Genomic DNA, 25,938 nt, shown 5'->3' on the forward strand with positions numbered 1-25,938 from the left:
AGCGTTTTCAAAACAGGGAAAACCCATACTAGACTAGACACGGAGGGAAAAAAAGAATAGAATCCACCTCAATTCCATTAACAAAAATGGATTAACATTCAAAAAATAAGACACAATGAAGGCAAACTGTCGCACTTTGGGGGCGTAAATTAGGCGTGGGTATATTTAGTCGCTTTACATTATCGAGAGACATGGGTATCGACCTCGGTACCGCAAACACTTTGGTTTATGTCTCGGGTAAAGGCATCGTCCTGCAAGAACCTTCCGTGGTCGCCATCGACCAAGATTTGAAAATTCCTCTCGCAGTGGGGGAAGATGCCAAGAAAATGTTGGGGCGAACCCCAGGTAACGTCGTTGCATTACGTCCCCTGCGGGATGGTGTTATTGCTGACTTCGACACGGCGGAATTAATGCTCAAGCATTTTATCCGCCAAGTTCACGAAGGACGAACCCTGGTTTCTCCTCGCATTGTCATCGGAATTCCCAGTGGAGTCACCGGAGTAGAACGTCGAGCCGTCATGGAAGCAGCTTCCCAAGCGGGAGCAAGGGATGTTTATCTCATTGACGAACCTGTGGCGGCGGCGATCGGTGCAGGGCTTCCCGTAGCTGAACCCACCGGAAACATGATTATTGATATCGGCGGCGGTACAACAGAAGTTGCCGTTCTCAGCTTACAAGGTACCGTCCTCAGCGAGTCCGTTCGCGTCGCAGGAGACGAACTGAGTGAGTCCATCACCCAGTACATGAAAAAAGTCCACAACCTCGTGGTTGGGGAAAGAACGGCAGAAGAAATCAAAATTCGGATTGGTTCTGCTTATCCCTCTCCCGAAGACGACGAGATTACGATGGAAGTCCGAGGCTTGCACTTATTATCGGGTTTACCCCGTACTGTTACCATTAAGGCTCCAGAAGTTCGCGAGAGCATGAGTGAACCCCTCGCCGTGATCGTCGATGCTGTCAAGCGCACCTTAGAGCGCACTCCCCCAGAACTCGCCGCCGATATTATCGATCGCGGCATTATGCTGGCAGGAGGTGGTGCATTACTGAAAGGACTAGACACTCTGATCAGTCACGAAACAGGAATTGTCACCCACGTCGCCGCCGATCCTTTAAGCTGTGTTGTTTTGGGAACCGGTCGCGTTTTGGAGAACTTCAAACAACTTGAACGGGTCTTTAGCGGTCGTTCTCGTACAATTTAGCCTGTCAAATTAGGTCGGTTGTTCTCGGTCAATTGTTTATCTGTTGTTTATCTGTCGGCCATTATTTATAATGGCTTACCCGCTATAGCAGAAAAGACCGCTCAACGAAGATTCAGAAAATAAAAATGTTTACAATGCGTCGTTGGTGGGAGCGTTATGGGTCGCGTTTGATATTTATAGGGCTAGTTTTAGGTCTAGCCTTATTTATTCGTCGTACCCAAGGTGCGGTTGTTGCAGAAATCTATTATCAGGTCGTGCGACCGTTTCACGGAGACACTCTTCCCGAAGAACAATGGGCTGACGCGAAGGTTAGTGAGCTTGAAGCCAAGCTCACGGAGGTTGAGGGGCAAAATGCTAAATTACAAGAACTCCTCAAACATACTCAAGGCTTCGCCCATCCTACTATAAATGCTCCCATTATCGGGCGGAGTGTTGATCACTGGTGGGAACAGGTTCTCCTCGGTAGCGGCAGTAACGACGGCGTTCAAGAGGGTTACATCGTCACCGCTCCAGGGGGATTGGTTGGCCGCATCGTTAAAGTGACAGCCAATACCAGTCGCGTTCTGTTGATTAGCGATCCCACCAGTAAAGTAGGAGTTAAGGTATCCCGCAGTAGTGGTATGGGCTATATCCAAGGCGGTGGAAAAGACAAAGGGAAAGAAAAAGTAACGATGGTATTTTACGAAAAAGTGCCCAGCGTAAAAGTAGGAGATACAATTGTTACCTCTCCAGCCAGTTATTTATTTCTTCCCGGCATTCCGATTGGTAAGGTAGAATCCGTCGATCTCGAAAAAAGTCCTGCTCCTGAAGTGATTGTCAGACTTACGGCTCCTATCGATTTTTTGGAATGGGTTGCCATTCATCCGTTTACAAGTCAATTAAAAGACAAATAGACAAATAAAAGCAAGGATGGTTGTGTTAAAAATCTTTGAAGTTTCTCCTCGCTTGCGACAAATTTTTGATTGGATTATTATTGTTGGTTCAGTGTTGATTTGTTTGCTGATCCTACCAACACGATTGCCAGGAACCGAATTGTTGGGAATCCGTCCGAATTGGTTGCTGATTTGGGTTGTGGTTTGGAGCGTAAAGCGTACTCCTTTGCAAGGCGCGATCGCCGGAATTGCTTTGGGTTTAATTCAAGATGGCATGACGGCTATAGATGGGATTGATGTCATAGATGGCTTTGATATTAGCATTCCTGTCGATGTCAATACTCCGACAGAAGCCGTTAACACCTCTTACCCTTCCCATATTTGGAGTTTAACCATTGTAGGAATTCTGACGGCTCTCATTGACAAAAAACGCTATATTCAGGAAGATTTTATTTCCATTGCTTTGATTGTTTTTGGTGGGGCGATTATTTCCGAAACCATTACGGCGGCACAGTACAGTATGCAAGACTTTCGTGATGTGGCTCTAGTCTGGACGGAACACCAGCGTATTGCTCTATCTTCCGCCGTAATTAGCAGTCTTTGGGCTCCAGTCATTTATTATCCTTTAAATAGATGGTGGGAATTTAAAAAAGAAAAGGAACAATGATCTTAATACTTTAAATTGGAACTAAACATTATGGCAGATATTAAAATTGGCATTATTGGAGGAAGCGGTCTCTACAAAATGGAGGCTTTAAAAGATGTCAAAGAAGTGTGTTTAGATACACCTTTTGGGAATCCTTCTGATGCAATCATTACAGGAACATTAGATGGTATTCCTGTTGCCTTTTTAGCACGACACGGACGCGCTCATCATTTACTTCCTTCTGAGTTACCTTTTCGTGCGAATATCTACGCCATGAAGCAATTAGGAGTTGAATATTTAATTTCCGCTTCAGCCGTGGGTTCTTTAAAAGAAGAAATCAAACCATTAGATCTGGTTGTTCCCGATCAATTTATCGATCGCACTAAAAATCGAATTGCTACATTTTTTGGCGCAGGAATTGTTGCTCATATTGCTTTTGGCGATCCGGTTTGCAAACAGTTAGCTACAGTTTTAGGGAATGCGATCGCCCAGTTAGAACTTCCCGATGTTAGTTTACATCGAGGAGGAACTTATGTTTGTATGGAGGGTCCTGCTTTTTCCACAAAAGCTGAATCTAATTTGTATCGCAGTTGGGAAGCGAGTATTATTGGTATGACCAATTTAACAGAAGCAAAATTAGCACGAGAAGCGGAAATTGCTTATGCAACACTGGCTTTGGTAACAGATTATGATTGTTGGCATCCCGACCATGATAGCGTCACTGTTGAGATGATCATAGAACATCTACATCGCAATGGGGCCAATGCTCAAAAAGTTATTCGAGAGACTGTCAAACAAATCGGTCAAAATCCTCCTAAGTCAGAGGCTCATTCTGCCTTAAAATATGCGATTCTAACCCCTTTAGATAAGGTAAATGTAGCTACAAAGGAAAAGTTAGCTGTGTTGTTAAAAAAATATTTGTAGTTCTAGAATAGTCCGTATTTTAAACCTAAAACTGAAAATTTAGAATAAACTGGCAATGGCCTTGGCTAAACTTTGCGGACAATCGACCAAGAGATCTGGCTGATGTTGTTGTAAGATTTCTTGGGAGTTAAACCCCCAAGTAACGGCGATCGCCTTTACACCGCTTTTTTTGGCTGCATTGATATCTCGCGTTTCATCACCGACATAAACAACTAAGTTGGGATCGATATTGTATTCTTGTAATAGCTTGCGAAGAATTCTATCTTTACCAAAAATTGTGTTACCAGAATAAATAAACTCAAAAATATTCTCTAAATTGTTTTCTTTTAAAAACGCACTCACATTTTTTTCAATATTAGAAGTGAGAATACCCAGTTTGATTTCTTGGGCAATCAGGGCATTTAAAGAGATTTCGATCCCTGATATGGGTAAAATATTGGCAATTTTTTGATTTAATTCTTCTTTAGCCCTCCGCAAGAGAAAGGGAATTTTAAAAATAGAAATTTCTGACCTTTGCACAATTTCGCGAGAACTCAAACCTCGCATTTGAGCTACTTCTGCATCGGTAACGGGTTTATAACCAAATTCTTCAGACAATTGATTGATAATTTCAACAAATGTACTATGGGTATCTGCGATCGTGCCATCAAAATCAAAGATAACTAATTCAATCGTCATTTTTTTCTATTACTCATTACCCATTACTCCTGACTATGATCTAGATTAGCACGGGCATTGCGTTTTAACATTTCTGGCTTAATTCGACGTAAAGCAGAAGCTGGAAAACGTCGCTCCCATTCTTCCTGAGAAATTGTTGCCAATTCCATCAAAAAAGGAGATATATTATCGGGATAGGGTTGAAAGTCTGTAATATCTGTTTCTGTGGCAAATCGTTGATTCCAGGGGCAAACCTCTTGGCAAATATCGCACCCTGCAACCCATCCTTCCAGATGGGAGGCGATCGCCTCGGGCAATTTTTCGGCACGATTTTCAATGGTATGGTAAGCAATGCAACGATTAGCATCAACAACGAAAGGTTGCGCGATCGCCCCCGTGGGACACGCTTCCAAACAGCGCGTACAAGTCCCACAATGTTCTGTATGAGGGCGATCGGGGGTAAGATGCAAATTGGTTAATATCTCCCCTAAAAAGACCCAACTGCCATATTTTCTTGTAATCACATTACTATTTTTCCCAATCCAACCCAGTCCCGCACGTTGCGCCCAAACTTTATCTTGTATGGGTCCAGTATCAGCATAATATCGTGCTTGAATGCCTTCTCCCATACTTTCTAGCCATTGAGTCAGTATTTTTAGCTTTTTAGAGAGGATTTTATGATAATCTCTTCCCCAACCATAGCGGGAAATTTTACCGCGATCGCCCCCTTCTTGATGTTGATGAGGAGTGTAATAATTTAAAGCAACTGCAATCACCGATCGCACTTCCGGCATCAGTTTACGAACATCAAAGCGTTTAGGATTCTCCATCCATTGTAGCGAACCATGATAGCCAGCATCTAGCCATGTTTGGAGATGATTCTCTAAACCATCTTCCTGCTCGATCGCGGCAATTCCTACCTGATGAAAGCCAATTTCCCTCGCTTTTTCCTTGATGCGATCGCCATTAATCTCCACTTGGTTAAACTTTAAATCTTGTTTGCATTTGGCTTAATCTTACTTAATTTAGCCCTAAGACTATTTCTCAGGATGAACTTGTATCGTTTCTTGAAGTGGCTCGGGAATTGACTCCGCAGACAGGGCTTTTTGTTTATCCAAATCGGCTCGCTTTTTCAGTTTTAGCAAGCATAAGGTGACAATAAAGATCGCACCCAGTAAAGCCAGAAAATTAGGTTTGACGTACAAGAAAAATTTGGTTAGCTCCGTGCCTAAAATACAACTTTGTGCGATAGTTGTTCCCAGTAAAGTCCACTCCTTTCCTCGAAACATTGCCAAACTGATAAAAATTGAAGTTGAGCCAGCAATTAAAGCAATAACCGCAATAATCAATGTCACAAATATGGCAAGCGCCGAACTTTCAGGACTAAAATCACGGGAAAGTTGCAGCGTTGCTCCTAAAAGTACCTTAACCCCTTCATCTAGGGCTAAGAAAAAACTGATGGGAATAACAAGAACTGCATTGAGTAACTGTAGTGAGCCTAATGTCGTCCACTGGGTCAAGGCAGGAGGAATAGATATTTGAGGAATAGATATTTTTCGCATAATTTTTTATCCAGGTTTAGAAATTTTTTTTTGTAGAAAAGGATTAATGGTGGGAAGGAAATCTTATAAAGGAACCTCTTCGATGCTATCCAAAGAAACAGGGAAATTAAAAGTCTTTATTTTTTCTTTGTTTTCTGGAATTCGCTGACAACGCGCCGCAAATTCGCAGAGAGAGCAGATATTTTTAGCCCGAGGAACTTGTGGAAAGGGAATATGGTCGGTTTGATAGCGATCGCTGGCCTCTTGAAGTTGAGTTAAAAGATGAGTTAGGTCGTTGCGAGTTTGTTCGTGTTGGATGGTATTATAACCGAATTTTAGGGACTGAGGACTAGAACCGACAAACCAATAAGTCAGGGAAATTTGTTCGGGAGTGAAATCCGAAGTTTCCGCTAAAATAAAAGGATAGAGACGAGTTTGCCAATTACCGGCGAGGCCGCGTTTCGGGGGTTGACGATGGGTTTTCCAATCGAAAATTTGAGCGCGATCGCCCCTAATGATTAAGAGATCGTAGATCGCCACGAGCAAATATCTTCCCCAAGTTAGAGTGCGAGGATGTTCCGCTTCTCGTTCATCGCTGCCCTCTAAGTTAACGACATCGGGGGCTGCTTGCACAAGGGAGGAAACTGAGCGATCTAGTTCGGCATTCCCTTGCAAAAGAATCTGAACTGGTAGCCCGAGTTCCCTCTGCTGCATCAAAAGGTGAAATTGACTTCCCCAAGCGAGGCTTTCTTGCTGGTTTGGCTCAATGGGAGATGCTAATCGATCGAGGTAAATATGTTGATATTTGCGGAAACAAGTTTCGAGAAGATTGAGATGTCCTTGGGAAATACGAATGGGAGGAGAAAACATGGGGAAATTTAGAATCCAAAATGAACCATTTTTGCGGACAATGGAGACTGCACTTTTTTAAGCGTAAACAAAATTACAGAAATATGGTAGCGGTAGCAATTTTAGCAGCAGGGCGGGGAACTCGCATGAAATCGGAGTATCCTAAAGTTTTACATGAGTTGGGAGGGAAAAGTTTAGTAGAACGCGCTCTTCTTAGTTGCGCGTCAGTGCATCCCTCGAAACAGTTGGCGATCGTGGGATACCAAGCCGAACGGGTGAAAGAGTCCCTCACGAACTATGAAAATTTAGAATTCGTGGAACAAAAGGAACAATTGGGAACGGGTCACGCTATCCAGCAATTACTACCTCACTTGCAGGATTTTCAAGGGGATTTATTGGTTTTAAATGGGGATGTTCCTTTGCTGCGATCGCAAACCATTGCTAAGTTATGGGAAACCCACAAAAAACATCAAAATGCAGCCACGCTTTTAACGGCTCAGTTACCGAACCCTAGGGGTTACGGGCGAGTATTCTGCGACAATAACAGTTACGTTCAACAAATTGTTGAGGATCGCGACTGTACGGCGGCTCAAAAACAAAATTCTCGCATTAATGGGGGAATTTATTGTTTCAATTGGCAACAATTGGCCAAGATTTTACCGGCTCTTAAAGCAGATAATGATCAGAAGGAATACTACATTACAGATGTTTTTGCCATGATGCAGCCGGTTATGGCAGTAGATGTAGAAGACTATCAGGAAATTACGGGTATTAACGATCGCCGCCAACTAGCCGATGCCTATCACATTTTACAGGCACGGGTCAAGGATGCTTGGATGGCGGCGGGTGTGACTTTAATCGACCCAGACAGCATTACCATTGATGATACGGTAACATTACACCCCGATACAATTATCGAGCCGCAAACTCATTTACGAGGTAATACGGAGATCCTTTCGGGCTGTCGGATTGGCCCAGGCAGTTTGATTGAAAATAGTACAATTGGCGAAGATGTTACGGTGCTGTATTCTGTGGTTAGCGATAGTGAAATAGAAAGGGGAACTCGCGTGGGACCTTATGCTCATTTACGCGGACAAGTTAAGGTGGGTAAATCTTGTCGGGTGGGCAATTTTGTTGAGTTGAAAAAGACTTCTTTAGGAGAGCAAACCAATGTCGCCCATTTGTCTTATTTGGGAGATGCTAAGGTGGGCGATCGCGTTAACATTGGAGCAGGAACGATTACGGCTAATTATGACGGGGTAAATAAACATCCTACTGCGATCGACGACGGCACAAAAATTGGCGCAAATAGCGTTCTCGTTGCGCCTGTGATCTTAGGAAAAGATGTTACAGTTGCGGCGGGTTCTACTATTACTGAGGACGTAGAAGATGATAGTTTGGCGATCGCACGCTGTCGCCAAACCGTTAAAAAGGGATGGCGCTTGCAGCGTTAACAACTGGGATGTATTCCCATTTTCTACTCTGAGGAACTCCCTTCCTCTTGGAGGGGAGTTAAGACTTCTTTTAAGATAGGAGGCAATTGACGCATAATTTTGCGGCGATCGCGATCGACTGCAACTAAAGTAACCTGTGCCGTAAGATATAATTCCTGTTGGTCTGGCGATCGGATTTCGTAATCCCAATTGAGACGAACTCCCTTCAAAGTCAAATTAGCTTTAACGATCGCAGACTGTCCCAATTGTAAGGCTTGACGATAGCGCAGTGTCAATTCGACCACGGGAAGATCGCATCCCAACTTCACAAGATCGGCAAACTGAATACCGAGGGAACTTAAATACTCAACTCGTGCTTCTTCTAGCCAATTAATATAGTTTCCATGCCAAACAATACCAGCATAATCTGTATGATGGGGTTGTACCTTAATGGGATAATCAAACCAAGGTTTTTGTTTCATTTTCATCTTTTATTTTTATTATTTAACCCGAGTTGCTAGTTACAAATATTATGTATGTCGATCCCCCTAAATCCCCCTTAAAAAGGGGGACTTCCAGATTCTCCCCCCTTAAAAAGGGGGACTTCCAGATTCTCCTCCCTTAAAAAGGGGGACTTCCAGATTCTCCCCCCTTATTAAGGGGGGCTGGGGGGGATCAAATTGATAACTAGCAAGTTGAGTTATTTATTCTGTTCTTTAATGTCATTTCCACTCGTTGATATTCTGCTTGAACTTGTGTGAAAAGAGATTCTGCCCCTACAGTTGTCCCCGATCGCGCCAATTTTTCCAGTTTTGCACAGATATCGGTAAATTGCATCACGCCAAAAGAGGCACTGCTCGATTTAAGGGTATGAGCGTAATATTCAAGTTGCTTGGCATCCTGATTCGCGATCGCCTCTCTCATCCCCGCTAATAACCTCGGACTGTCTTCACAGTAAGACTCAACCAAATCGCGAATGAGACCGTCCGCATCATCACCCCCAATTTCAATTAACTCTTGCCACATCTTCTCATCGATCGCCACCAAGTCTAAGTCTTCTTCCTGAGCAACTGGCGAAGATAAAGATTGAGATTGCTTTTGATATCTTTTTAAGGCTTCCACCAAAGTATTAATACGAATGGGCTTGCTGATATAATCGTCCATACCCGCCTCGATACAGATCTCGCGATCGCCCTGCATAGCATTGGCAGTCATAGCAATAATAGTAATGTGACTATTCCCCATGTCCCGTTCCCTCTCGCGAATGTGTTGAGTTGCTTCTAAACCATCCATTTCCGGCATTTGTACGTCCATCAGCACAATATCGTAAGACTGACGTTTTAAGGACTCTAACACCTCTAGCCCATTGGCAGCAACATCGGCTCGATAGCCTAATTTTTTCAGAAGATTGAGGGCAACTTTTTGGTTGACGACATTATCTTCCGCCAACAGAATTTTTAAAGGGAGTTGTTCGCTTAACAGAGCATCAAATTGAGAAGAAGACAACATAGATTCTCCCGTTGAGAGGGGCTGAGGGATTAATAGGTTGACGAGAATATTATAAAGCTGAGATTGCTTAATGGGTTTATTCAAATAAGCTGCAAAATTAACCCCCGAGGGATCGCGATCGCCTTGGCCGATAGAAGTCAACATGACTAAGGGAAGTGCTTGACCGATAGGCATTTGGCGAATGCGCTTGGCTAACATCAAACCATCCATGTCTGGCATTTGCATATCGAGAATGGCAATATCAAATTGTTCTCCTGCTTCGAGCCAATGCAGAGCCTCCTGTCCCGAGGATGCCGCTCGGGATATCATGTCAAAGGATTGCGCTTGTAGGGTCAAAACCTTGCGATTGGTGGCATTATCGTCCACGATGAGCAGGTGTTTATCTTCGAGTTGTCCTTTGACATCGCTGTTTTCTGAAAGAGCAACAGGAGCGACAGGAGCAACAATAGTGAACAAAAATACCGATCCTTGTCCCTCTTCGCTTTCCACCCACATTTTTCCCCCCATCAGTTCCGTGAGGCGCTTGCTAATGACCAATCCTAGCCCCGTGCCGCCAAATTTCCTGGTGGTGGAGGCATCCACTTGACTGAAAGGCTGAAAAAGACGACTGATGCGATCGCGGGGAATGCCAATACCCGTATCTTTGACAGCAAATTCAATTTCGCACTGTTGCGATCGCCGGTTGCGGGTACGAACGGAAACCACCACTTCTCCTGCTTGGGTAAACTTGACAGCATTCCCTAATAAATTTACCAAAACTTGCCGCAAGCGGGTCACATCTCCCACGATCGCTTTCGGGGTTTGGGGTTCAAACAAATAGGCAAGTTCTAGCTGTTTCTCTGTGGCTCGAGTGGCGACTAAATCTAAGGATTCTTCCACGCATTGCCGCAGGTTGAAGGGTTGCGCTTCGAGGTCTAATTTACCGGATTCGATTTTAGAGAAGTCGAGAATATCATTAATTAAGGTCAGCAGGGAATCGCCGCTACCGCGAATAATTTCGGCAAACTCTCGTTGTTGGGGGTTCAATTCGGTATCGAGAATTAAACCTGTCATGCCGATCACTGCATTCATGGGGGTGCGAATTTCATGGCTCATGGTGGCAAGGAATTCACTTTTAGCACGGTTGGCGATTTCTGCTTCTTCTTTTGCCACTCTTAAGGCTGCTTCTGCTTGTTTTCTCTCGGTGATATCCGTCAGAGTTCCTACCAGTCGATAGGGCTTTCCTTCTTCGTCTCGCTCGCATTTTCCTTTCGCTAAAAGCCAGCGATATTCGCCATCGCGATGCTGCAAGCGATGAATGTTTTCATAAAGAGGTGTTTTGTCGCTTAAATGGTCTTGAATATCTTGTAGGGCGGTTTCTAAGTCTTCTGGATGCACGCGATCGCTCCAGGTACTCAGTTCGTTGGGGAGAGGAGCATCTTCATAGCCTAAAATTCGCATCCATGAGGGAGAATAATAGACTTCATTGGTGAGAATATTCAAATCCCAGATCCCATCATTGGTTCCAGAGATAGCCAAGTCAAATCTTTCTTTTTGCTCTCGTAAGGAGGCTTCGATTTCTTGGCGACGAATCATTTCCTCGTTGAGATTGTCATTGAGTCGGGAAAGCTCTTGGGTGCGGCTGGTGACTCGATGTTCGAGGGTTTCATTCGCTTGTTGCAGTTCCCCAAATTTTTCGGCTAGGGCTGCAATCATAGATTGAAAGTTACTCGCGAGAGAGCTTATTTCACTGATGCGGGAGTGGGGGAAGCGATCGAGGCTCGAACGTTGCTCGAGTTTTTGGGGTAAGTCTGTGGTGACGGCGGCCAGTTTTTTGATGGGGGACACTAAGCGCCGACTAACTATAACGGCGCTAAAGAGGGTCAGAATGGCGATGAGGAGGACAAAGGCCAAATTTTTGATATAGAGCCATTCTAGGCGATCGATATGGGGTTGAGCGGGAATTTCTACGATCAGGGTCCAGGGCAAATCCTTGTCGATCGCCACTTTTTGGATGAAACGAGATTTTCGCCAACGGACCATATCTGGCAATCCTGGGGTGCTGGGCAGCCATTGAAAAATATTCTGGGTATTCTCTAAAGAACGGATTATTCTTTCTTCCTGTAAATTGAAAGGAGTCATGGCTTTGCGATCGCGATCGGAACTGGCAATCACCCGATTTCGACCGTCTAATAAAGTTGCGTGCAGGCGATCGTTGGCAATGCTGAGGCTTGCTTGCAAAACTTGGGCAATTTCTTCTAACTTTAGAGAACCATAAGCTAAACCGTTCCACTGTTCGTTAACCAGAATGGGAACGCTGATGCCAATGTGAGCAGCATCATTGGCTCGATCGCCATAAACATCGGTAAAAAAGGGTTGTAAGGTCGCTTGGGTTGTTTGCCAATTTTCTTGTTGAGAAATGTTATCACCAATTACAGTTTTTCCCGCTTCATTGGTAGCGGGATCGGCAACAATAATGGCTCCTTCTGCATTGGTGGCATAAAGTTTGAGAAAAGAAGGAAAGGCTTCTTTAATCGCGATCGTGCTGTTTTGCAGGTCTTCTGGGGGGGCATTTTGCAAGTTACGGGCAGTTGTTGCGAGGGCTTGTACGCCATTGAGATGCTGTTGATACCAGCGACTAAAATCGGCAATTAAGGGGGTTGATGTGGCTTCTAATTCGATTTTAATTTCTCGTTCGAGATTATTGAGGGCTTCCCGTCCATTCAAGATGGTGAGTAATAAGGTGGGGAAGAAAACGAACGTAATCAGCAGAATAAAAATGGTTTGTTGAAAAGAGATTCCTTGTCTTAATTTTGAATTTTTATTGAGTTTTGTTTTGAATTTATGAGAAAGTTTATTAAAAGGAAAATAAGTCACGAACAGGTAAGCCACGATCGCGTTGCACATTCCGTTAACGGCTTGTTTGAGGGCGATGAGAATCGTACCGTTGATCGAGACGGGCAAAACTGCGCCATAGAATAAACCAACGAGGGGCATTCCTAGACATAGCCAGTACAAACCGTCTAAAAAAACCATATTTTGGCGGGTTCGGCGCATTAATATGGAAACAAATAGCACTTCGCAGGTAAAGGTAACAATGGCGTAGGGATGATCCCAAGCAAAATAAGTCCAACTACTGGCAATCAGACTGGCGATCGCGCCCCAAAAGATGCCATAAAAGTAAGCAATAATTAAAACAGCAATACTGCCAAATAAAAAATCAATACCAAAAAAGAAGGTCAGGTGAAAATAATTGCCTAAATATCCTGCAACAATAAGCAAGATAAGAACAACGAATGCTGGCCAAGAAGAAGGCAAGCGGAGAGTTTTAGCAATTTGCTTTAAAAAATTCATAATATAGGGGATATTGGTAATTGGTAATTGGTAATTGGTAATCAATTATAACTATTCTATCTTTATTTGATTCACTCATGTCAATTTCTTCCTCTCCTTCCCTATCGGAGTAAAATCGAGAAAAAGTAAATCATTAGGATATCATTCATGCCCTCCAATCTCAGACAAATCGGTTCATTTTTTATTACTTCGCGGGCGATCGTGACCGCAAATCAGATGCGTCAAATTGAAGGACGAATATTTGACGCAGGAATGCCGGTTGCTGCATTAATGGAAAAAGTGGCTGGATTAATTACTCAAAAAATCATTACTCTTTATCCGCGATCGCACTTCGATCGCATTGGTATTTTGGTAGGCCCTGGCCATAATGGGGGTGATGCTTTAGTTGTGGCACGAGAATTATACTTGCAAGGCTATGATGTTAGTCTTTATTCTCCTTTTGAAAAGTTAAAAGAATTAACTGCTAGTCATGCTCAATATGCAGCTAGTTTGGGTATTTCTGGCTATACTAAAATCGAATCTTTAGGCGATCGCGAATTAATTATTGATGGTTTATTCGGTTTTGGTTTAACGCGAGAAATTACCGGAGAAATTGCGCGATCGGTCAATTGGGTTAATAACAGTGGTAAACCTGTTATTAGTATCGATCTGCCTTCCGGTATTCATACGGATACAGGAGAAGTTTTAGGGATAGCAATTCGGGCAACTCATACCTTTTGTTTGGGGTTATGGAAGTTAGCATTTTTTCAAGATCGGGCTTTAGAATACTGCGGTGGTGCATCTCTGCTCGAATTTGGCATTCCCAGCGCAGATATCCAGGCAATTCTTTCCGAAAATCCTCCAATTCAAAGGTTAACGGAAACTATTGCCTTAGAAATTTTACCCCTAAAACGTCCTCTAGTCACTCATAAATACAAACAGGGGCATTTACTCCTCATCTGCGGGTCAAAACGCTATGCTGGAGGGGCGATCCTGGCAGGTTTGGGAGCAAGAGCAAGTGGGGTGGGAATGCTCTCTATTGCTGTCCCAGAGTCATTACAGCCGATGTTAGTTTCTCATTTACCGGAAGCCTTAATCATTGGCTGTCCCGAGACGGAAAAAGGCGCGATCGCCTCGTTACCCATTGCTGATTTAGAACAGTTTAGCGCGATCGCCGCAGGACCTGGACTGACTCGGGAATCTAAATCGGCGATCGCGCAAGTTTTACAAGCCCCTATTCCCTTAATTTTAGATGCTGACGGTTTAAATATTTTGTCGGAAATGGATGCAGTTTTAACCCTCTCTCAACGGAATTTTCCCACCATTCTCACCCCCCATCTCGGCGAATTTAAGCGACTTTTTCCCGATATTTCCCCAGAAAACCACATCGAAGCGGCTCGAGAAGCGGCGCAACAAAGTGGTGCTATTGTGTTATTTAAAGGAGCCAGAACCGCGATCGCCTCTCTCCACGGCTCGATCTGGCTCATTCCCGACAGTACCCCCGCCTTGGCACGGGGAGGCAGTGGGGATGTCCTGACGGGGTTAATGGGGGGCTTAACGGCGCAGTTAGCCACCTCTGAGCAGCCTTTGGAGGTAGTGGTGGCAACGGCTGCTTGGTGGCACGCCCGAGGGGGAATTTTAGCGGCAAAAGAGCGCACTGAATTGGGAGTAGATGCCTTTACCCTGACACAATTTTTATTGCCTGTTGCCAATTCAATCTTGGCTGCGAATTCTTAAACGTAATCCAAATTATCTACCAGATTGTTGCCAAATCTAATACAAAACCAGGTAAAATATTCTCCCCCGATACAGTTTGGGGATTATTTAATATTTCTACTTCTTGGTTCAATCTATAAATTTCTACTTGTCGTCTTTTCCGGTTGATTAACCATCCTAACTGCGCTCCATTTTCTTGATATTCCTTCATTTTATCCCGAGTGACTTCTAAAGAATCATTCGGAGACATTAACTCGACAACAAAATCGGGACATAATGGTGCGAATCTATCTTGTTCTTCTGGAGTTAGGGCATCCCAACGCTCCATTTTAACCCAAGAAGAATCAGGGGCGCGTCTCGCACCATTGGGAAGCTGAAAACCCCCATTAGAATCAAACACTTTGCCTAGATTATTCCGGCGATTCCAATATCGTAATTGAAAGTTTAAATCAGAATTGCGATCGCTGGTAATACTTCCAGTCGGCGACATAATAATTAATTCTCCCGTCGCTGTCATTTCAAATTGCAAATCATCATTATCATGACACAGTTGCCAAAACTGTTCGTCTGTGAGGTCTATCTTTAATTCTAATCCTCTGGGAAGAAAAATAGTTGATGTGTCCACAATCTTTTCTCCAAAAACGCAATGTTAATTGTTTTATCGTACTTCTTTTATTTGTAATCTTCTGAAAAATCCGATAATGCCCTCTATAAAACTGATAATGTTGTAGTGCGGAACTCTTGCTTGCTTACTCCCTATTTTGTCAAAACGGAGGCGCGTCCAAATAATCTAAATTTTAAGGGATCTTTGTACGATTTTATACAGACTTCATATCCTTGGATTGTATAAATTGCATTGGGAATTTCCAAACACCACGAAGCAGGAACAACCTCAAGTAGCCACCAATTGAATAAGTCTCGTCTTTCCTGAGAACCAGGAAAGATAGCATATCCTTCTAAACAATCTTCTAACATTTCTGTAAGAGCTTCTTTTGCACGATCGCGATCCAAAACCCGCAATAAATTCTGGAATACATCAAATGCTTCATCAATGGCCTGATTTCCCAAGGAAACTTGAGGAAAAAGCTCTGAAATTAAATATTCAGCATTAAATTGTGATGATGATTTTGGAGTTTGTAACCGATCTTGAACACTTTGGAAAATCTGTTTTGTTCTGGTATCATTAGGTAAATAACTTTTAATCGTTGGTTCGACGGAGTTTGCCAGAATAAGTGCCATCCAAATATAACGGCGATGACTGCCAGTAATATCATTGTCTGCAAGAGAATCTAACACGCGATCGATCGCATCTTCAAGAGTAATACTATTCTCCGTATTATCTTCATAAAGTTCTTCATAGGAGTATTGCCAAACTTGAGACAGGCAATTATACAGAGAACTTGGAACATCAAATGTAGGAGAAATTTTAAGATTTTGAATGGGAAAAGATAAAGAAGTCATAATTCGCAGTTGAGGTCATACCAGTGAATAGTGAATGGTAAATAGTTAAGAGGATAAAGTAGGATAAGGATGATCCCAAAAAATCCCAGCAATTTCAATTTTAGGATATTGTTGCTGAAATTGCTCGATAACATTTTCACAACTTTCGCAGGGCTTTCGTTCTGTGTAAAGATATAACTTACCAATAATGTTGCGATCGCCAAATTGCTCTAATGTTTCAGCTATTGCAGAAAAGGCTTTGTATTCAGCATCTGTATCCATCATACGCTGGGAATGAGAATCAACAATTGGTTCAAATTGTCCACCTTGCGATCGCGGTTTGGGTTTAGGACTCGGACTTTTTGCCTGAGAGGTTGCACCCGCACAAAATATCGTCTCATCAGCAAGATATACCTCAATTATAGCGACATTTCCTCTGGGAAATTTTTTCTTCAGGTAGAGTTCTCGGAGCAATAGAGCATCTGAACTCATCAACTGTTTTTTCATTCCTCCTCTTGCCATTCCAATTTTCGTCGCAAGAGATAGTGTTGTAAGGCTTCAGAAAGCTGCGTATCGTTAGAAGCTGTCCTCGCCCCTGCTTCTGCAGCCCAACGTCTTAATGCTTCAATAGGCTTACGGGCGATCGCCGCCAAAGGAACCGTTTCTTCAATTGCGCGAATAATATCATTCGTAGTAAAATCCCGGCGCTGTCCATCGATAATATCAGCAAAAGCATAGTGCATTCCATCAAAAATTGCTTGTTCGATCTCCGCCCCACTAAACCCTTTTGATTGTTTAGCTAATATCTCGATATTAAACTCCCTAATCCTTGCTGGACGTAACTTGCGTAAATGAACTTTAAAAATATCTTCTCGTTCTTTTTGCGTCGGTAACGTTAAAAAGAAAATTTCATCAAAGCGACCCTTTCGCAACAATTCAGCCGGTAAAATATTAACATTATTCGCCGTTGCCACAATAAATACCGCCGCCGTTTTTTCCTGCATCCAAGTAATTAAAGACCCGAATACCCGCCGAGATGTCCCCGAGTCTCCATCACTTCCCGAGGTTAAATTGCCAAAAGCCTTGTCAATTTCATCGATCCATAAGACGCAAGGGGCGATCGCCTCACTAATTTCAATCATTTGTCGCACCCGACTCTCACTTTCTCCCACCAACCCCCCAAATAATCGCCCTGTATCCAAACGCAGCAGAGGTAAACGCCACTCACAAGCGATGGTTTTCGCCGAGAGAGATTTCCCCGTCCCCTGTATACCCACCAATAACACCCCCTTGGGGTTAGGAATGCCATAGCGCCTTGCTTCCTCTGTAAAGACATCATTTCGCATTCGCACCCATCGCTTTAAATTATCCAAACCCCCAACATTTTTCAATGATTCTCGGGACGTAAAAAACTCTAAGATTCCCGTTTGACGAATGGCTTGTTTTTTCTCTTCTAATACCTCCTCGATCGCCGTTTCATCGATGACTTCTTTCGCCACAAGGTTTTTCCTTAAAATACCTTCAATACGAGTTCGACTTAATCCCTGACAGGCTTTGGACAATTGTTCCCGCGCTAATCCTTCTACTTTAAGTTGTTTCGCATTGACCCCATTCTCAATAAGTTGTTCAATTTCCTCAAGATTGGGAAGAGGCAGATCGATCGCCGTAATATTTTCGCTCAACTCTGGGGGAACTTCTAAAATATGACTGACGATCGCCAAGGTATGGGGGGTTTGCTTGAGATCCGCCGCCAAATTTTTCAATTCTCTAACCACGGGGGCATTTTGAGGGCTGTGGGGATAGCGTAAAATAAAATGAATATCCTTAAGAACAAAAATGCTGGGTGTTTGTATTTCCTGTCGGCGAATCCGCTCTAATGCTCCCATGACTGAGTTGCGATTGGTACTATTGTCTGACCAGCCTCTCACTAAATCCCAGATTAAGAGTTGCCGAGGGGGGTATAACTCTCGGGCGACGCGATCGAGAATTTTGCAAATGGGAGCTTCTTCAACAGCCACCAAATAAAGGAGAGGGTAACGCGCTCGAATTGCCAGATCGATTTCGGTAATCAGATGTTGATGCGCTTGGGAAAATTGGTCATTATTAAATTGAGACGCGATCGCATTTACCGTCATGTTTTTGGCAGAATACAAAGTTTATCCCATCTTAGTCGATTTTGCGCTTTTCGACTCTTGCCAAGGGACGGAAAAAAGCACCAGAATATTTAGCATTTTGCTACACTTATTTTTCATTAGATATTGTACTATCGTTTTAGGTAAGGTTTGGAGTTTTAAAGGCTGTATTTGCGATCGCATAGTTCACTTGAAGGAAAGAAAAATATGGTTTTAACGTCTCTGTCTGGAAAGATAAAAATTCTTTTTATTGAAACTGAGCGAGATATTGTCGATCTCGTCGAAGATGTATTTTTGGCAATTGAAAGAGAAACTAATTTCTCGATTATTTACCGCGAATCAAAATCCTTAATGCAAGCTAGACAATATCTAAAAAATAGAGAAGATTTCGATATTATTTTACTCGATCTATTTCTCGAAGATAGTGAAGGAATTGAAACGCTCCAAACTATTCAATCATGGAGTTTCGATCTCCCTATTATTGTTTTAGGTAATGGAGGTACAGAAAAACTTTATGGACAGATTTTAGAAGCGGGAGCGCAAGATTATTTAATCAAAAATCAAGTAGGAAGTCAGCTTTTAATTCGCTCTTTAACTCATGCCATTGAGCGGCAAAAAAATCAAAATGATTTACGCAAAAGTGAAGAAAAATATCGCTTAGTTATTAATTCCATTAAAGAAGTTATTTTTCAAATTGACACCTCGGGGAATTGGTTATTTTTAAATTCCGCTTGGACAAAAATTACCGAATTTTCAGTTACAGAAACTTTGGGGAAATCCGCGATCGCCTACATTTATCCCGAAGATCGCGATCGCTTTACCCAAACCCTGCAAGATAATGCCAAAACTCTACAGCCTTGGGAATTAGAATTTCGTATTATCACCCTATCGGGAAAACAGAAATGGTTAAAAGGAGTCTCGAAACCGGAGCAGCAAAAGAATGGCGATATTCTCTGGGATGGCGTTATTATTGAAATTACTTCGCTCAAACAAACAGAATTAGAATTGCGCCTTTTATTAGCAGCAACCCAAGCTATTAACCGCGCTCGCTATTTTCAAGATGCGATCGCCGTTATTTTACCCTTATTTTGTCAGACCATTGGTTGGGATGTAGCTGAAGCCTGGATTCCGATCGATCAGGGTAGAAACTTACAATCTGTGCGGGGAGGATATGTCAGCAAACCAAGTTTTCAAGACTTTCTCCATCGCTCCCAAGAGATCGATTGGGTTCCCAATATTGGTTTTGCAGGTAAGATTTATGCTTCTCAAAAACCGGAATGGATTGAAGACGTTTCCTGTGCCAATAAAGAGGATTTTCATCGCCAAGAAATGGCAGAACAATTTGGCTTAAAAGCCTGTTTTGGCATACCTATTCTCAAAAATAAGCGTGTTTTAGCAATTTTAATGTTTTTTAAAACAACTTCTTTGGCTTGCGATCTACACTTGGTTGATATTGTGAATGTTGTCGCCGCGCAACTGGGAGAATTTATGCAGCGAAAACGAGCAGAAGAAAAAGCATTAAAGAAAACTCGACAATTACGAGAAGCGATGCACAAACTCAAACACTCTCAAGCTCAAGCTATTCAAAATGAAAAAATGATTGCACTCGGACAATTAGTAGCTGGAATTGCCCATGAAATTAATAATCCAATTAGTTTTATTTACGGAAATATTGCTCCTGCTTTGAACTACGCAGAAGACTTATTAGCACTGATTCATATCTATCAAAAACATTATCCTAACCCCGTGGATGAAGTGGAGAAGATGCTAAAAGATATCGATCTTGAATTCATGGCGGCAGACTTTATCAAACTTTTAGACTCTATGAAAACTGGAGCAAATCGGATTCAAGAAATTGTCAAATCTCTGAAAAATTTCTCGCGTTTAGATGAAGCCGATCGCAAATGTGCCGATCTCCATGAAGGTTTAAATAGTACCTTAATGTTGCTGCAACACCGCCTCAGACAGCAAGGCGATCGCCCGGAAATTCAAGTGGTGAAAAACTTTGCTTCTCTTCCTGAAATTGAATGCTATCCAGGAGATATCAATCAGGTGTTTATCAATTTATTGAGTAATGCGATCGATGCTTTAGAAGAAAAATGCTGTCAAGGGGTGCAGTTTACGCCTACCCTCACCCTAAGCACTGAAATCGGCCTATATCCCGATACTCAACAAATGTGCCTTCGCATTCATTTGTCCGATAATGGCGCAGGAATTCCCCAACACCTTCAACAGCGTGTTTTCGATCCCTTTTTTACCACCAAAATTGTCGGCAAAGGAACAGGATTGGGATTAACGACCAGCTACGATATTATTGTAGAAAAACATGGGGGTAGATTGTATTGTGCCTCGCAAGTTGGAGAAGGAACAGAATTTGCGATCGAACTTCCTTTTCAAGAAACAATTATCAATGAATAATTAGTAATATTAGCAATCATTATCAATGTTAAATCAAATTAAAACCCTTGCGGAAACTCTTGCTCCTCGGCTGATTGAAATTCGCCGTCATATCCATGCACACCCGGAATTGAGCGGTCAGGAGTACCAAACAGCAGCCTATATTGCTGGGGTGCTTTCTTCCTGTGGGTTGCACGTTGAAGAAGCCGTGGGGAAAACGGGTGTTGTGGGAGAATTGGAGGGACAAGGACAAGACGATCGCCGACTGGCTATTCGCACAGATATGGATGCGTTACCGATCGATGAATGTACGAATTTAGATTTTGCTTCCCGTAAGCCTGGTGTAATGCACGCTTGCGGTCACGATATCCATTCTACTCTCGGTTTGGGTACGGCGATGATTCTCTCACAATTACAGGAATATTTGCCTGGAAATGTGCGTTTTCTCTTTCAACCCGCCGAGGAAATTGCTCAAGGAGCCGGCTGGATGGTGCGAGATGGAGCAATGCGAGATGTGAGCAATATTTTGGGCGTTCACGTATTCCCCTCAATTCCTGCCCAGTCTATCGGCATTCGCTATGGGGCGCTAACGGCGGCGGCGGACGATCTGGAAATCTTTATTTATGGGGAATCTGGGCATGGGGCGCGACCCCATGAAGCCACGGATGCGATTTGGATTGCGGCTCAAATTATCACCACACTACAGCAAGCGATTAGTCGCACGCAAAATCCCCTGCGCCCTATCGTCCTCACTTTTGGACAAATCAATGGTGGTAGAGCGCCGAATGTGATTGCCGACCAAGTACGTTTGGCAGGTACCGTGCGATCGCTGCACCCAGAAACTCACGAAAATCTACCACAATGGATCGAGGGTATTGTTGCCAGCATTTGCGGTGCTTACGGGGCAAAATATGAGGTGAATTATCAGCGCGTGGTGCCTTCCGTGCAGAATGATGGACTGATGACGCAATTAGTTGAAGAAGCTGCGAAGGAAGCCTGGGGAAGCGATCGCGTCCAGCGCATTCTCGAGCCTTCCCTCGGGGCGGAAGATTTTTCCCTATACTTAGAACACGCACCTGGGAGTATGTTTCGTTTGGGGGTGGGAATGCCAGGGAAAACCAATTATCCCTTACACCATCCTGCTTTTGAGGCTGACGAAGGGGCGATCGTCACTGGGGTTGTTACCTTAGCTTATGCTGCGTTTAAGTATTTTGCCTCCTGATTCAGGGGAAAAAATTTATCCTTACATCCTGCTACAATCACAATTCTTTTCTGGAAAATACGCCAAAAATAGAGCTTGACAAAACTACTATTTTGTGCATCAAAAAACTTCTTTTTGTTTAAAATGCAGTCTTAGCAATCACTTCAGCCGTTTATTGCGGTAAATTGCCCGAGACTTAGCACTCTGGTCAAGAGAGTGCTAAATTTGCTTATGGTAGAAATTATTAGAGATAACGGGACTTAAAGAAAATGGCTAAAATCATTTCGTTTAAAGATGAATCCAGACGTGCATTGGAAAAAGGGGTTAACACCCTTGCTGATGCAGTACGCATTACCCTCGGTCCCAAAGGCCGCAATGTTCTCCTCGAGAAGAAATTTGGCGCACCGCAAATTGTTAACGACGGGATCACCGTTGCCAAAGAAATTGAACTAGAAGATCCTCTAGAAAATACGGGAGCGCGATTAATTCGAGAAGTTGCTTCCAGAACCAAGGATATTGCAGGAGATGGAACCACCACAGCAACGGTTATTGCTCAAGCCCTGATCCGAGAAGGCTTGAAAAACGTGGCTGCTGGTGCAAACCCCGTCGCTTTGCGTCGCGGCATCGAAAAAACGATCGCCTATTTGGTCAAGGAAATCGAAACAATTTCCAAACCCGTCGAAGGAGACGCGATCGCGCAAGTGGCAACTATTTCGGCTGGGAATGATGATGAAGTCGGTCGCATGATTTCCGAAGCAATGGCCAAAGTAACCAAAGATGGAGTCATCACCGTAGAAGAATCCAAATCTATGGCCACGGAATTGGAAGTCGTGGAAGGAATGCAAATCGATCGCGGTTATATTTCCCCCTACTTTGTCACAGATCAAGAGCGGCAAATCGTCGAATTTGAAAATCCCCGCTTGCTCATTGCGGATAAGAAAATTAGCTCGATCTCAGATTTGGTTCCCGTCCTCGAGAAAGTGGCTCGAGAAGGCGTTCCCCTGCTCATTATCGCTGAAGATTTGGAAGGAGAAGCCCTGGCAACCCTCGTGGTTAATAAAGCCCGTGGAGTCCTCAACGTCGCCGCTATTAAATCCCCTGGTTTTGGCGATCGCCGCAAGCAAATGCTCCAAGATATTGCCGTTCTCACCGGAGGACGAATGATCTCTGAAGAAGTAGGCTTGAGCTTAGATAGCGTTAGCCTCGATATGTTGGGATCGGCGCGGAAAGTAACCATCGACAAAGAAAGTACCACCATTGTTGCCACTGGAAACCATACCAGCGATGTCAACAAGCGTATCGGTCAAATTCGCAAGCAGTTAGAAGAAACCGACTCTGAGTACGACCAAGAAAAATTACAAGAACGCATTGCCAAACTTGCCGGCGGTGTTGCAGTAATTAAAGTAGGAGCCGCCACGGAAACCGAACTCAAAGATCGCAAACTCCGCATCGAAGATGCCCTCAACGCCACGAAAGCGGCGGTTGATGAAGGTATCGTACCTGGAGGAGGCACAACTTTAATTCGCCTCGCTGCTAAAGTAGCCGATTTTAAAAATAGCCTCAGCAACGAGGAAGAAAAAGTAGCGGCGGATATTGTCACCCGCGCCCTGGAAGAACCTTTACGCCAACTGGCCACTAATGCCGGGGTGGAAGGCTCTGTTGTCGTGGAAAAAGTCCGTAACAGCGACTTTAACATGGGTTACAACGCCATGACAAACACCTACGAAGACATGATCGCGGCGGGAATTATTGACCCCGCTAAGGTCGTTCGTTCTGCTCTGCAAAATGCAGGTTCGATCGCGGGAATGGTTCTCACTACTGAAGCCTTAGTGGTTGAAAAACCCGAACCCGCTTCTGCTATGCCTGCTGGGGATCCCGGCATGGGCGGCATGGGCGGCATGGGTGGCATGGGTGGCATGGGCGGTATGGGTATGATGTAGAACCCATCCCCTTGAGGATAATATTGTGATGCCATTGGTAGGAATGTTAAACATTTCTACCAATGTTTAGTTTTGTAACAAGTTTTTCTTTGCCTGCATAAAAATTCCCGATCGCTTCAGAGAGGTAGATAGAAGCGTTAATTTCAGAGAGATATACTATGTTGCTCGTTCTTAATCTACTGTTGAACCTGTTTCGTCGTTCCGAACAATCCCAAGAACCGTCGGAGCCTTATTTCCAAGCCTTTATCCTCGAACCGATTTTAACTCCCAGTGCCTTGTTTGAAAGTCCCTTTGATAGCGACGAGACCCCGGATCTAGAGGATGCTTTGGGGGATGAGGTGCCGCTTCCTCCCAGTGTCGGGGAAACTTCCGCCGCGATCGCGCAGTTTGATGCAGGAGTCTTTACTGTGGGAGAGTCGGGAGAAGTGGGGGTTGAGTTTCTCTTTGATGGCGGTAAATATAAAGGTGAGTTGGGTATTTTTAGTTTAGAGGGAATGGAGCATTTAGAACCCGGTTCTGAGGAATTTATTGCTGAGGCGGCGGAACGGGCTTTTTCTAATACGGAAGAGGGCTATATTGTGATTTCTGACAAAACTGAGGGGGCGTTATTTGATGGCACCTTGGGAGAAAAGACGGATTGGAATGCGGGAGAATATAAAGGGGTCAAAAACTTGCAAATGAAGGCGGGGACGAAGTTTGGGGTAATGTTGGTTCCTAATGGGACGGTGGAAGAGGTGCTGGAAAATCCCGATATTGGCGGCTCAAAAACGCCTTTGTTTTCTTTAGCGACGGCTAACCCTGATGATGGCTTACATTTGGGACAAATTGCCGATGTGGATGGGGCAGGAAATACCTTTGTTATGGAAGATATACGGATGGATCGCGGGTCAGATGAGGATTATAACGATTTTATCTTCCGGGTGACGGGAGCAACGGGGGATGCCCCGGATCTGGACGATCTCATCGATCCGGATTTGGATTGGCGAGGGACAGATACGGGTTTAGAAATTATCGATTATATCACAATGGAGGATGTGGAAAATGAGAGCCAGCCTTTGATCGGGATAATTGATACGGGTTTTAATGAGAACAATCCCGATCTGGATTATTCTCGCATTACTTTAGGTTCGGATTTAGTAGACGGTGACGACAATCCTTTATTGAGTGAGGGAGAAGGAGACGAACACGGCACCCATGTTTTAGGGATTATCGGGGCGACCCAGGATAACGATCTGGGGATTGATGGGATTAACGACGATGCGCCAATTTGGGTGGGGCGTGCGGTAGGATCGGGGAAATGGGCTGAGTCTTTGGTGGAGTTTGTAGATGCGGCGCGGGAGTCGGGACAACCCAATGCTGTTGTTAATTTAAGCATGGATTTAACCCAAATCGATGCAGAGGGCAATATTAGCACCCGCTATGAGTTTACGCCGATGGAAATGGCAGCTTTAGAATATGCCCGTCAAAATGATATTTTAGTGGCGGTTGCTGCGGGGAATGATGGGGGCGTAATGTCGGCTTTGGGTCAGGCTTCCGAACAGTTCGATCATATCATTACCGTGGGTGCTGCGGATGGCACGGGACGGGCGGATTATTCCAGTTATGGGCAGGGTTTGGATCTTGTTGCTGAGGGGGGTACTTTAGAGAAGCCTATTTTATCTACCGTTGGCGATCGCGTAGAGGGAATGCACGGGACATCGGTGGCGACGGCGCAAGTCACGGGGGCAATTTCTCGCGTTTGGGCGGCAAATCCAGAGTTACATTATCGACAGGTGATTGAGATTTTGAAGGAGACAGCGACGGATTTAGGTGAAGTAGGTTGGGATTTGGAAACGGGTGCGGGGTTATTGAATCTGGCTGCTGCGGTACAGGTGGCGAAGTCGATACAGGAGGAGGAGTATGAGAAGGAGTTGCAGTATGTGCCGTTGAGTTGGAGTGGGGAAGGTGAGGTAACTCCGATGGAACGGGCTGCAAATGGCATTTCTTCGGGTTCTTCTGGGGGTGGTTCTTCGCCTTCTTGGAGTTCATTTTTGGGGATTTTTGGTAATCCTACCAGTTCTGGTTTTAAGGATATTCTCGAACGAATTTTTAAGCGGTTCTATAATTCAGTAGCACCAGTGACCCATGAATTTGATATTCCTGATGGGCGACAAATCCGTGATGTGTCAGG

General features: G+C 44.0%; 20 protein-coding genes. 10 read left to right on the forward strand and 10 right to left on the reverse strand.

Features of this window, described 5'->3' with window-relative positions; genetic code table 11:
* The first annotated feature begins 191 nt into the window (after positions 1-191).
* The 4 genes from JUI58_RS11100 (at position 192) to JUI58_RS11115 (ending at position 3,641) form a co-directional block, all read left to right on the forward strand.
* The gene (locus JUI58_RS11100) at positions 192-1,199 is read left to right on the forward strand and encodes a rod shape-determining protein (RefSeq protein ID WP_204103848.1); all 1,008 of its coding nucleotides are present in this window, start codon (positions 192-194) and stop codon (positions 1,197-1,199) included.
* 125 nt (positions 1,200-1,324) lie between these two features.
* Complete coding sequence (gene mreC / locus JUI58_RS11105; RefSeq protein ID WP_204103849.1) at positions 1,325-2,092, forward strand: rod shape-determining protein MreC; 768 nt, start codon at positions 1,325-1,327, stop codon at positions 2,090-2,092.
* A gap of 16 nt (positions 2,093-2,108) precedes the next feature.
* Positions 2,109-2,738 carry a rod shape-determining protein MreD gene (gene mreD / locus JUI58_RS11110; RefSeq protein WP_239121398.1) on the forward strand — a complete coding sequence of 210 codons (630 nt, stop codon included), beginning with the start codon at positions 2,109-2,111 and terminating at the stop codon, positions 2,736-2,738.
* A gap of 30 nt (positions 2,739-2,768) precedes the next feature.
* Positions 2,769-3,641 (forward strand): S-methyl-5'-thioadenosine phosphorylase, encoded by an 873-nt coding sequence (locus JUI58_RS11115; RefSeq protein WP_204103850.1) that lies wholly within the window; start codon positions 2,769-2,771, stop codon positions 3,639-3,641.
* A gap of 39 nt (positions 3,642-3,680) precedes the next feature.
* On the opposite strand, the gene JUI58_RS11120 is transcribed toward JUI58_RS11115, so the two are convergent.
* The 4 genes from JUI58_RS11120 to JUI58_RS11135 form a co-directional block, all read right to left on the reverse strand.
* Entirely contained in the window at positions 3,681-4,319 is a 639-nt protein-coding gene (locus tag JUI58_RS11120; RefSeq protein WP_204103851.1) for an HAD hydrolase-like protein, read from the reverse strand.
* Positions 4,320-4,342: 23 nt separating this feature from the next.
* Positions 4,343-5,275 (reverse strand): tRNA epoxyqueuosine(34) reductase QueG, encoded by a 933-nt coding sequence (queG, locus tag JUI58_RS11125; RefSeq protein WP_204103852.1) that lies wholly within the window; start codon positions 5,273-5,275, stop codon positions 4,343-4,345.
* A gap of 60 nt (positions 5,276-5,335) precedes the next feature.
* Positions 5,336-5,860, reverse strand: coding sequence for a hypothetical protein (locus tag JUI58_RS11130; protein WP_204103853.1), 525 nt, complete (start codon positions 5,858-5,860; stop codon positions 5,336-5,338).
* Positions 5,861-5,923: 63 nt separating this feature from the next.
* On the reverse strand, positions 5,924-6,709 hold the full coding sequence (locus JUI58_RS11135) for a PD-(D/E)XK nuclease family protein (RefSeq protein ID WP_204103854.1): 786 nt from the start codon (positions 6,707-6,709) through the stop codon (positions 5,924-5,926).
* Positions 6,710-6,792: 83 nt separating this feature from the next.
* Between JUI58_RS11135 and glmU the strand changes: the two genes are divergently transcribed.
* A complete protein-coding gene (glmU, locus tag JUI58_RS11140; protein WP_204103868.1) occupies positions 6,793-8,142 on the forward strand; it encodes a bifunctional UDP-N-acetylglucosamine diphosphorylase/glucosamine-1-phosphate N-acetyltransferase GlmU in 1,350 nt (449 codons plus the stop codon).
* A 23-nt stretch (positions 8,143-8,165) separates the two neighbouring features.
* Here glmU and JUI58_RS11145 read toward each other — a convergent pair whose 3' ends face one another.
* Together JUI58_RS11145 and JUI58_RS11150 are read right to left on the reverse strand one after the other, a co-directional pair.
* The gene (locus JUI58_RS11145; protein WP_204103855.1) at positions 8,166-8,609 is read right to left on the reverse strand and encodes a thioesterase family protein; all 444 of its coding nucleotides are present in this window, start codon (positions 8,607-8,609) and stop codon (positions 8,166-8,168) included.
* Between the two features lie 199 nt (positions 8,610-8,808).
* Entirely contained in the window at positions 8,809-12,963 is a 4,155-nt protein-coding gene (locus JUI58_RS11150) for a response regulator (protein ID WP_204103856.1), read from the reverse strand.
* A 147-nt stretch (positions 12,964-13,110) separates the two neighbouring features.
* On the opposite strand from JUI58_RS11150, the gene JUI58_RS11155 reads away from it, so the two are divergent.
* Positions 13,111-14,679, forward strand: a complete 1,569-nt coding sequence (locus JUI58_RS11155; RefSeq protein ID WP_204103857.1) for an NAD(P)H-hydrate dehydratase — start codon at positions 13,111-13,113, stop codon at positions 14,677-14,679.
* 16 nt (positions 14,680-14,695) lie between these two features.
* Here JUI58_RS11155 and JUI58_RS11160 read toward each other — a convergent pair whose 3' ends face one another.
* The 4 genes from JUI58_RS11160 to JUI58_RS11175 all read right to left on the reverse strand — a co-directional run bounded on the left by JUI58_RS11160 (position 14,696) and on the right by JUI58_RS11175 (position 18,233).
* A complete protein-coding gene (locus JUI58_RS11160; protein WP_348539878.1) occupies positions 14,696-15,283 on the reverse strand; it encodes a Uma2 family endonuclease in 588 nt (195 codons plus the stop codon).
* 131 nt (positions 15,284-15,414) lie between these two features.
* Positions 15,415-16,119: a hypothetical protein gene (locus JUI58_RS11165; RefSeq protein ID WP_204103858.1), complete on the reverse strand. Its 705-nt coding sequence runs from the start codon at positions 16,117-16,119 to the stop codon at positions 15,415-15,417.
* Between the two features lie 45 nt (positions 16,120-16,164).
* Entirely contained in the window at positions 16,165-16,605 is a 441-nt protein-coding gene (locus JUI58_RS11170) for a deaminase domain-containing protein (RefSeq protein ID WP_204103859.1), read from the reverse strand.
* Positions 16,602-18,233, reverse strand: coding sequence for an AAA family ATPase (locus JUI58_RS11175; RefSeq protein ID WP_204103870.1), 1,632 nt, complete (start codon positions 18,231-18,233; stop codon positions 16,602-16,604). The genes JUI58_RS11170 and JUI58_RS11175 overlap by 4 nt, the downstream gene beginning before the upstream one ends.
* A 204-nt stretch (positions 18,234-18,437) precedes the next feature.
* Here JUI58_RS11175 and JUI58_RS11180 point away from each other — a divergent pair, with 204 nt between their 5' ends.
* From JUI58_RS11180 to JUI58_RS11195, 4 genes are all read left to right on the forward strand, one after another.
* Positions 18,438-20,648, forward strand: a complete 2,211-nt coding sequence (locus JUI58_RS11180) for an ATP-binding protein (RefSeq protein ID WP_204103860.1) — start codon at positions 18,438-18,440, stop codon at positions 20,646-20,648.
* A gap of 25 nt (positions 20,649-20,673) precedes the next feature.
* On the forward strand, positions 20,674-21,849 hold the full coding sequence (locus JUI58_RS11185; RefSeq protein WP_204103861.1) for a M20 family metallopeptidase: 1,176 nt from the start codon (positions 20,674-20,676) through the stop codon (positions 21,847-21,849).
* 248 nt (positions 21,850-22,097) lie between these two features.
* Positions 22,098-23,768, forward strand: a complete 1,671-nt coding sequence (gene groL, locus JUI58_RS11190) for a chaperonin GroEL (protein WP_204103862.1) — start codon at positions 22,098-22,100, stop codon at positions 23,766-23,768.
* Between the two features lie 158 nt (positions 23,769-23,926).
* A partial coding sequence (locus JUI58_RS11195) for a S8 family serine peptidase (RefSeq protein ID WP_204103863.1) occupies positions 23,927-25,938 on the forward strand: 2,012 nt, incomplete at its 3' end.

This window comes from Spirulina sp. CCY15215, from assembly GCF_016888125.1.
Classification (GTDB): domain Bacteria; phylum Cyanobacteriota; class Cyanobacteriia; order Cyanobacteriales; family Spirulinaceae; genus CCY15215.

Bases quoted from the DNA above. Each gene is read 5' to 3' on its own strand.
- JUI58_RS11100 (WP_204103848.1), top strand. From the start codon at position 192: ATGGGTATCGACCTCGGTACCGCAAACACTTTGGTTTATGTCTCGGGT.
- mreC (WP_204103849.1), top strand. From the start codon at position 1,325: ATGTTTACAATGCGTCGTTGGTGGGAGCGTTATGGGTCGCGTTTGATA.
- mreD (WP_239121398.1), top strand. From the start codon at position 2,109: ATGGTTGTGTTAAAAATCTTTGAAGTTTCTCCTCGCTTGCGACAAATT.
- JUI58_RS11115 (WP_204103850.1), top strand. From the start codon at position 2,769: ATGGCAGATATTAAAATTGGCATTATTGGAGGAAGCGGTCTCTACAAA.
- JUI58_RS11120 (WP_204103851.1), bottom strand. From the start codon at position 4,319: ATGACGATTGAATTAGTTATCTTTGATTTTGATGGCACGATCGCAGAT.
- JUI58_RS11130 (WP_204103853.1), bottom strand. From the start codon at position 5,860: ATGCGAAAAATATCTATTCCTCAAATATCTATTCCTCCTGCCTTGACC.
- JUI58_RS11135 (WP_204103854.1), bottom strand. From the start codon at position 6,709: ATGTTTTCTCCTCCCATTCGTATTTCCCAAGGACATCTCAATCTTCTC.
- glmU (WP_204103868.1), top strand. From the start codon at position 6,793: ATGGTAGCGGTAGCAATTTTAGCAGCAGGGCGGGGAACTCGCATGAAA.
- JUI58_RS11145 (WP_204103855.1), bottom strand. From the start codon at position 8,609: ATGAAAATGAAACAAAAACCTTGGTTTGATTATCCCATTAAGGTACAA.
- JUI58_RS11150 (WP_204103856.1), bottom strand. From the start codon at position 12,963: ATGAATTTTTTAAAGCAAATTGCTAAAACTCTCCGCTTGCCTTCTTCT.
- JUI58_RS11155 (WP_204103857.1), top strand. From the start codon at position 13,111: ATGCCCTCCAATCTCAGACAAATCGGTTCATTTTTTATTACTTCGCGG.
- JUI58_RS11165 (WP_204103858.1), bottom strand. From the start codon at position 16,119: ATGACTTCTTTATCTTTTCCCATTCAAAATCTTAAAATTTCTCCTACA.
- JUI58_RS11170 (WP_204103859.1), bottom strand. From the start codon at position 16,605: ATGAAAAAACAGTTGATGAGTTCAGATGCTCTATTGCTCCGAGAACTC.
- JUI58_RS11175 (WP_204103870.1), bottom strand. From the start codon at position 18,233: ATGACGGTAAATGCGATCGCGTCTCAATTTAATAATGACCAATTTTCC.
- JUI58_RS11180 (WP_204103860.1), top strand. From the start codon at position 18,438: ATGGTTTTAACGTCTCTGTCTGGAAAGATAAAAATTCTTTTTATTGAA.
- JUI58_RS11185 (WP_204103861.1), top strand. From the start codon at position 20,674: ATGTTAAATCAAATTAAAACCCTTGCGGAAACTCTTGCTCCTCGGCTG.
- groL (WP_204103862.1), top strand. From the start codon at position 22,098: ATGGCTAAAATCATTTCGTTTAAAGATGAATCCAGACGTGCATTGGAA.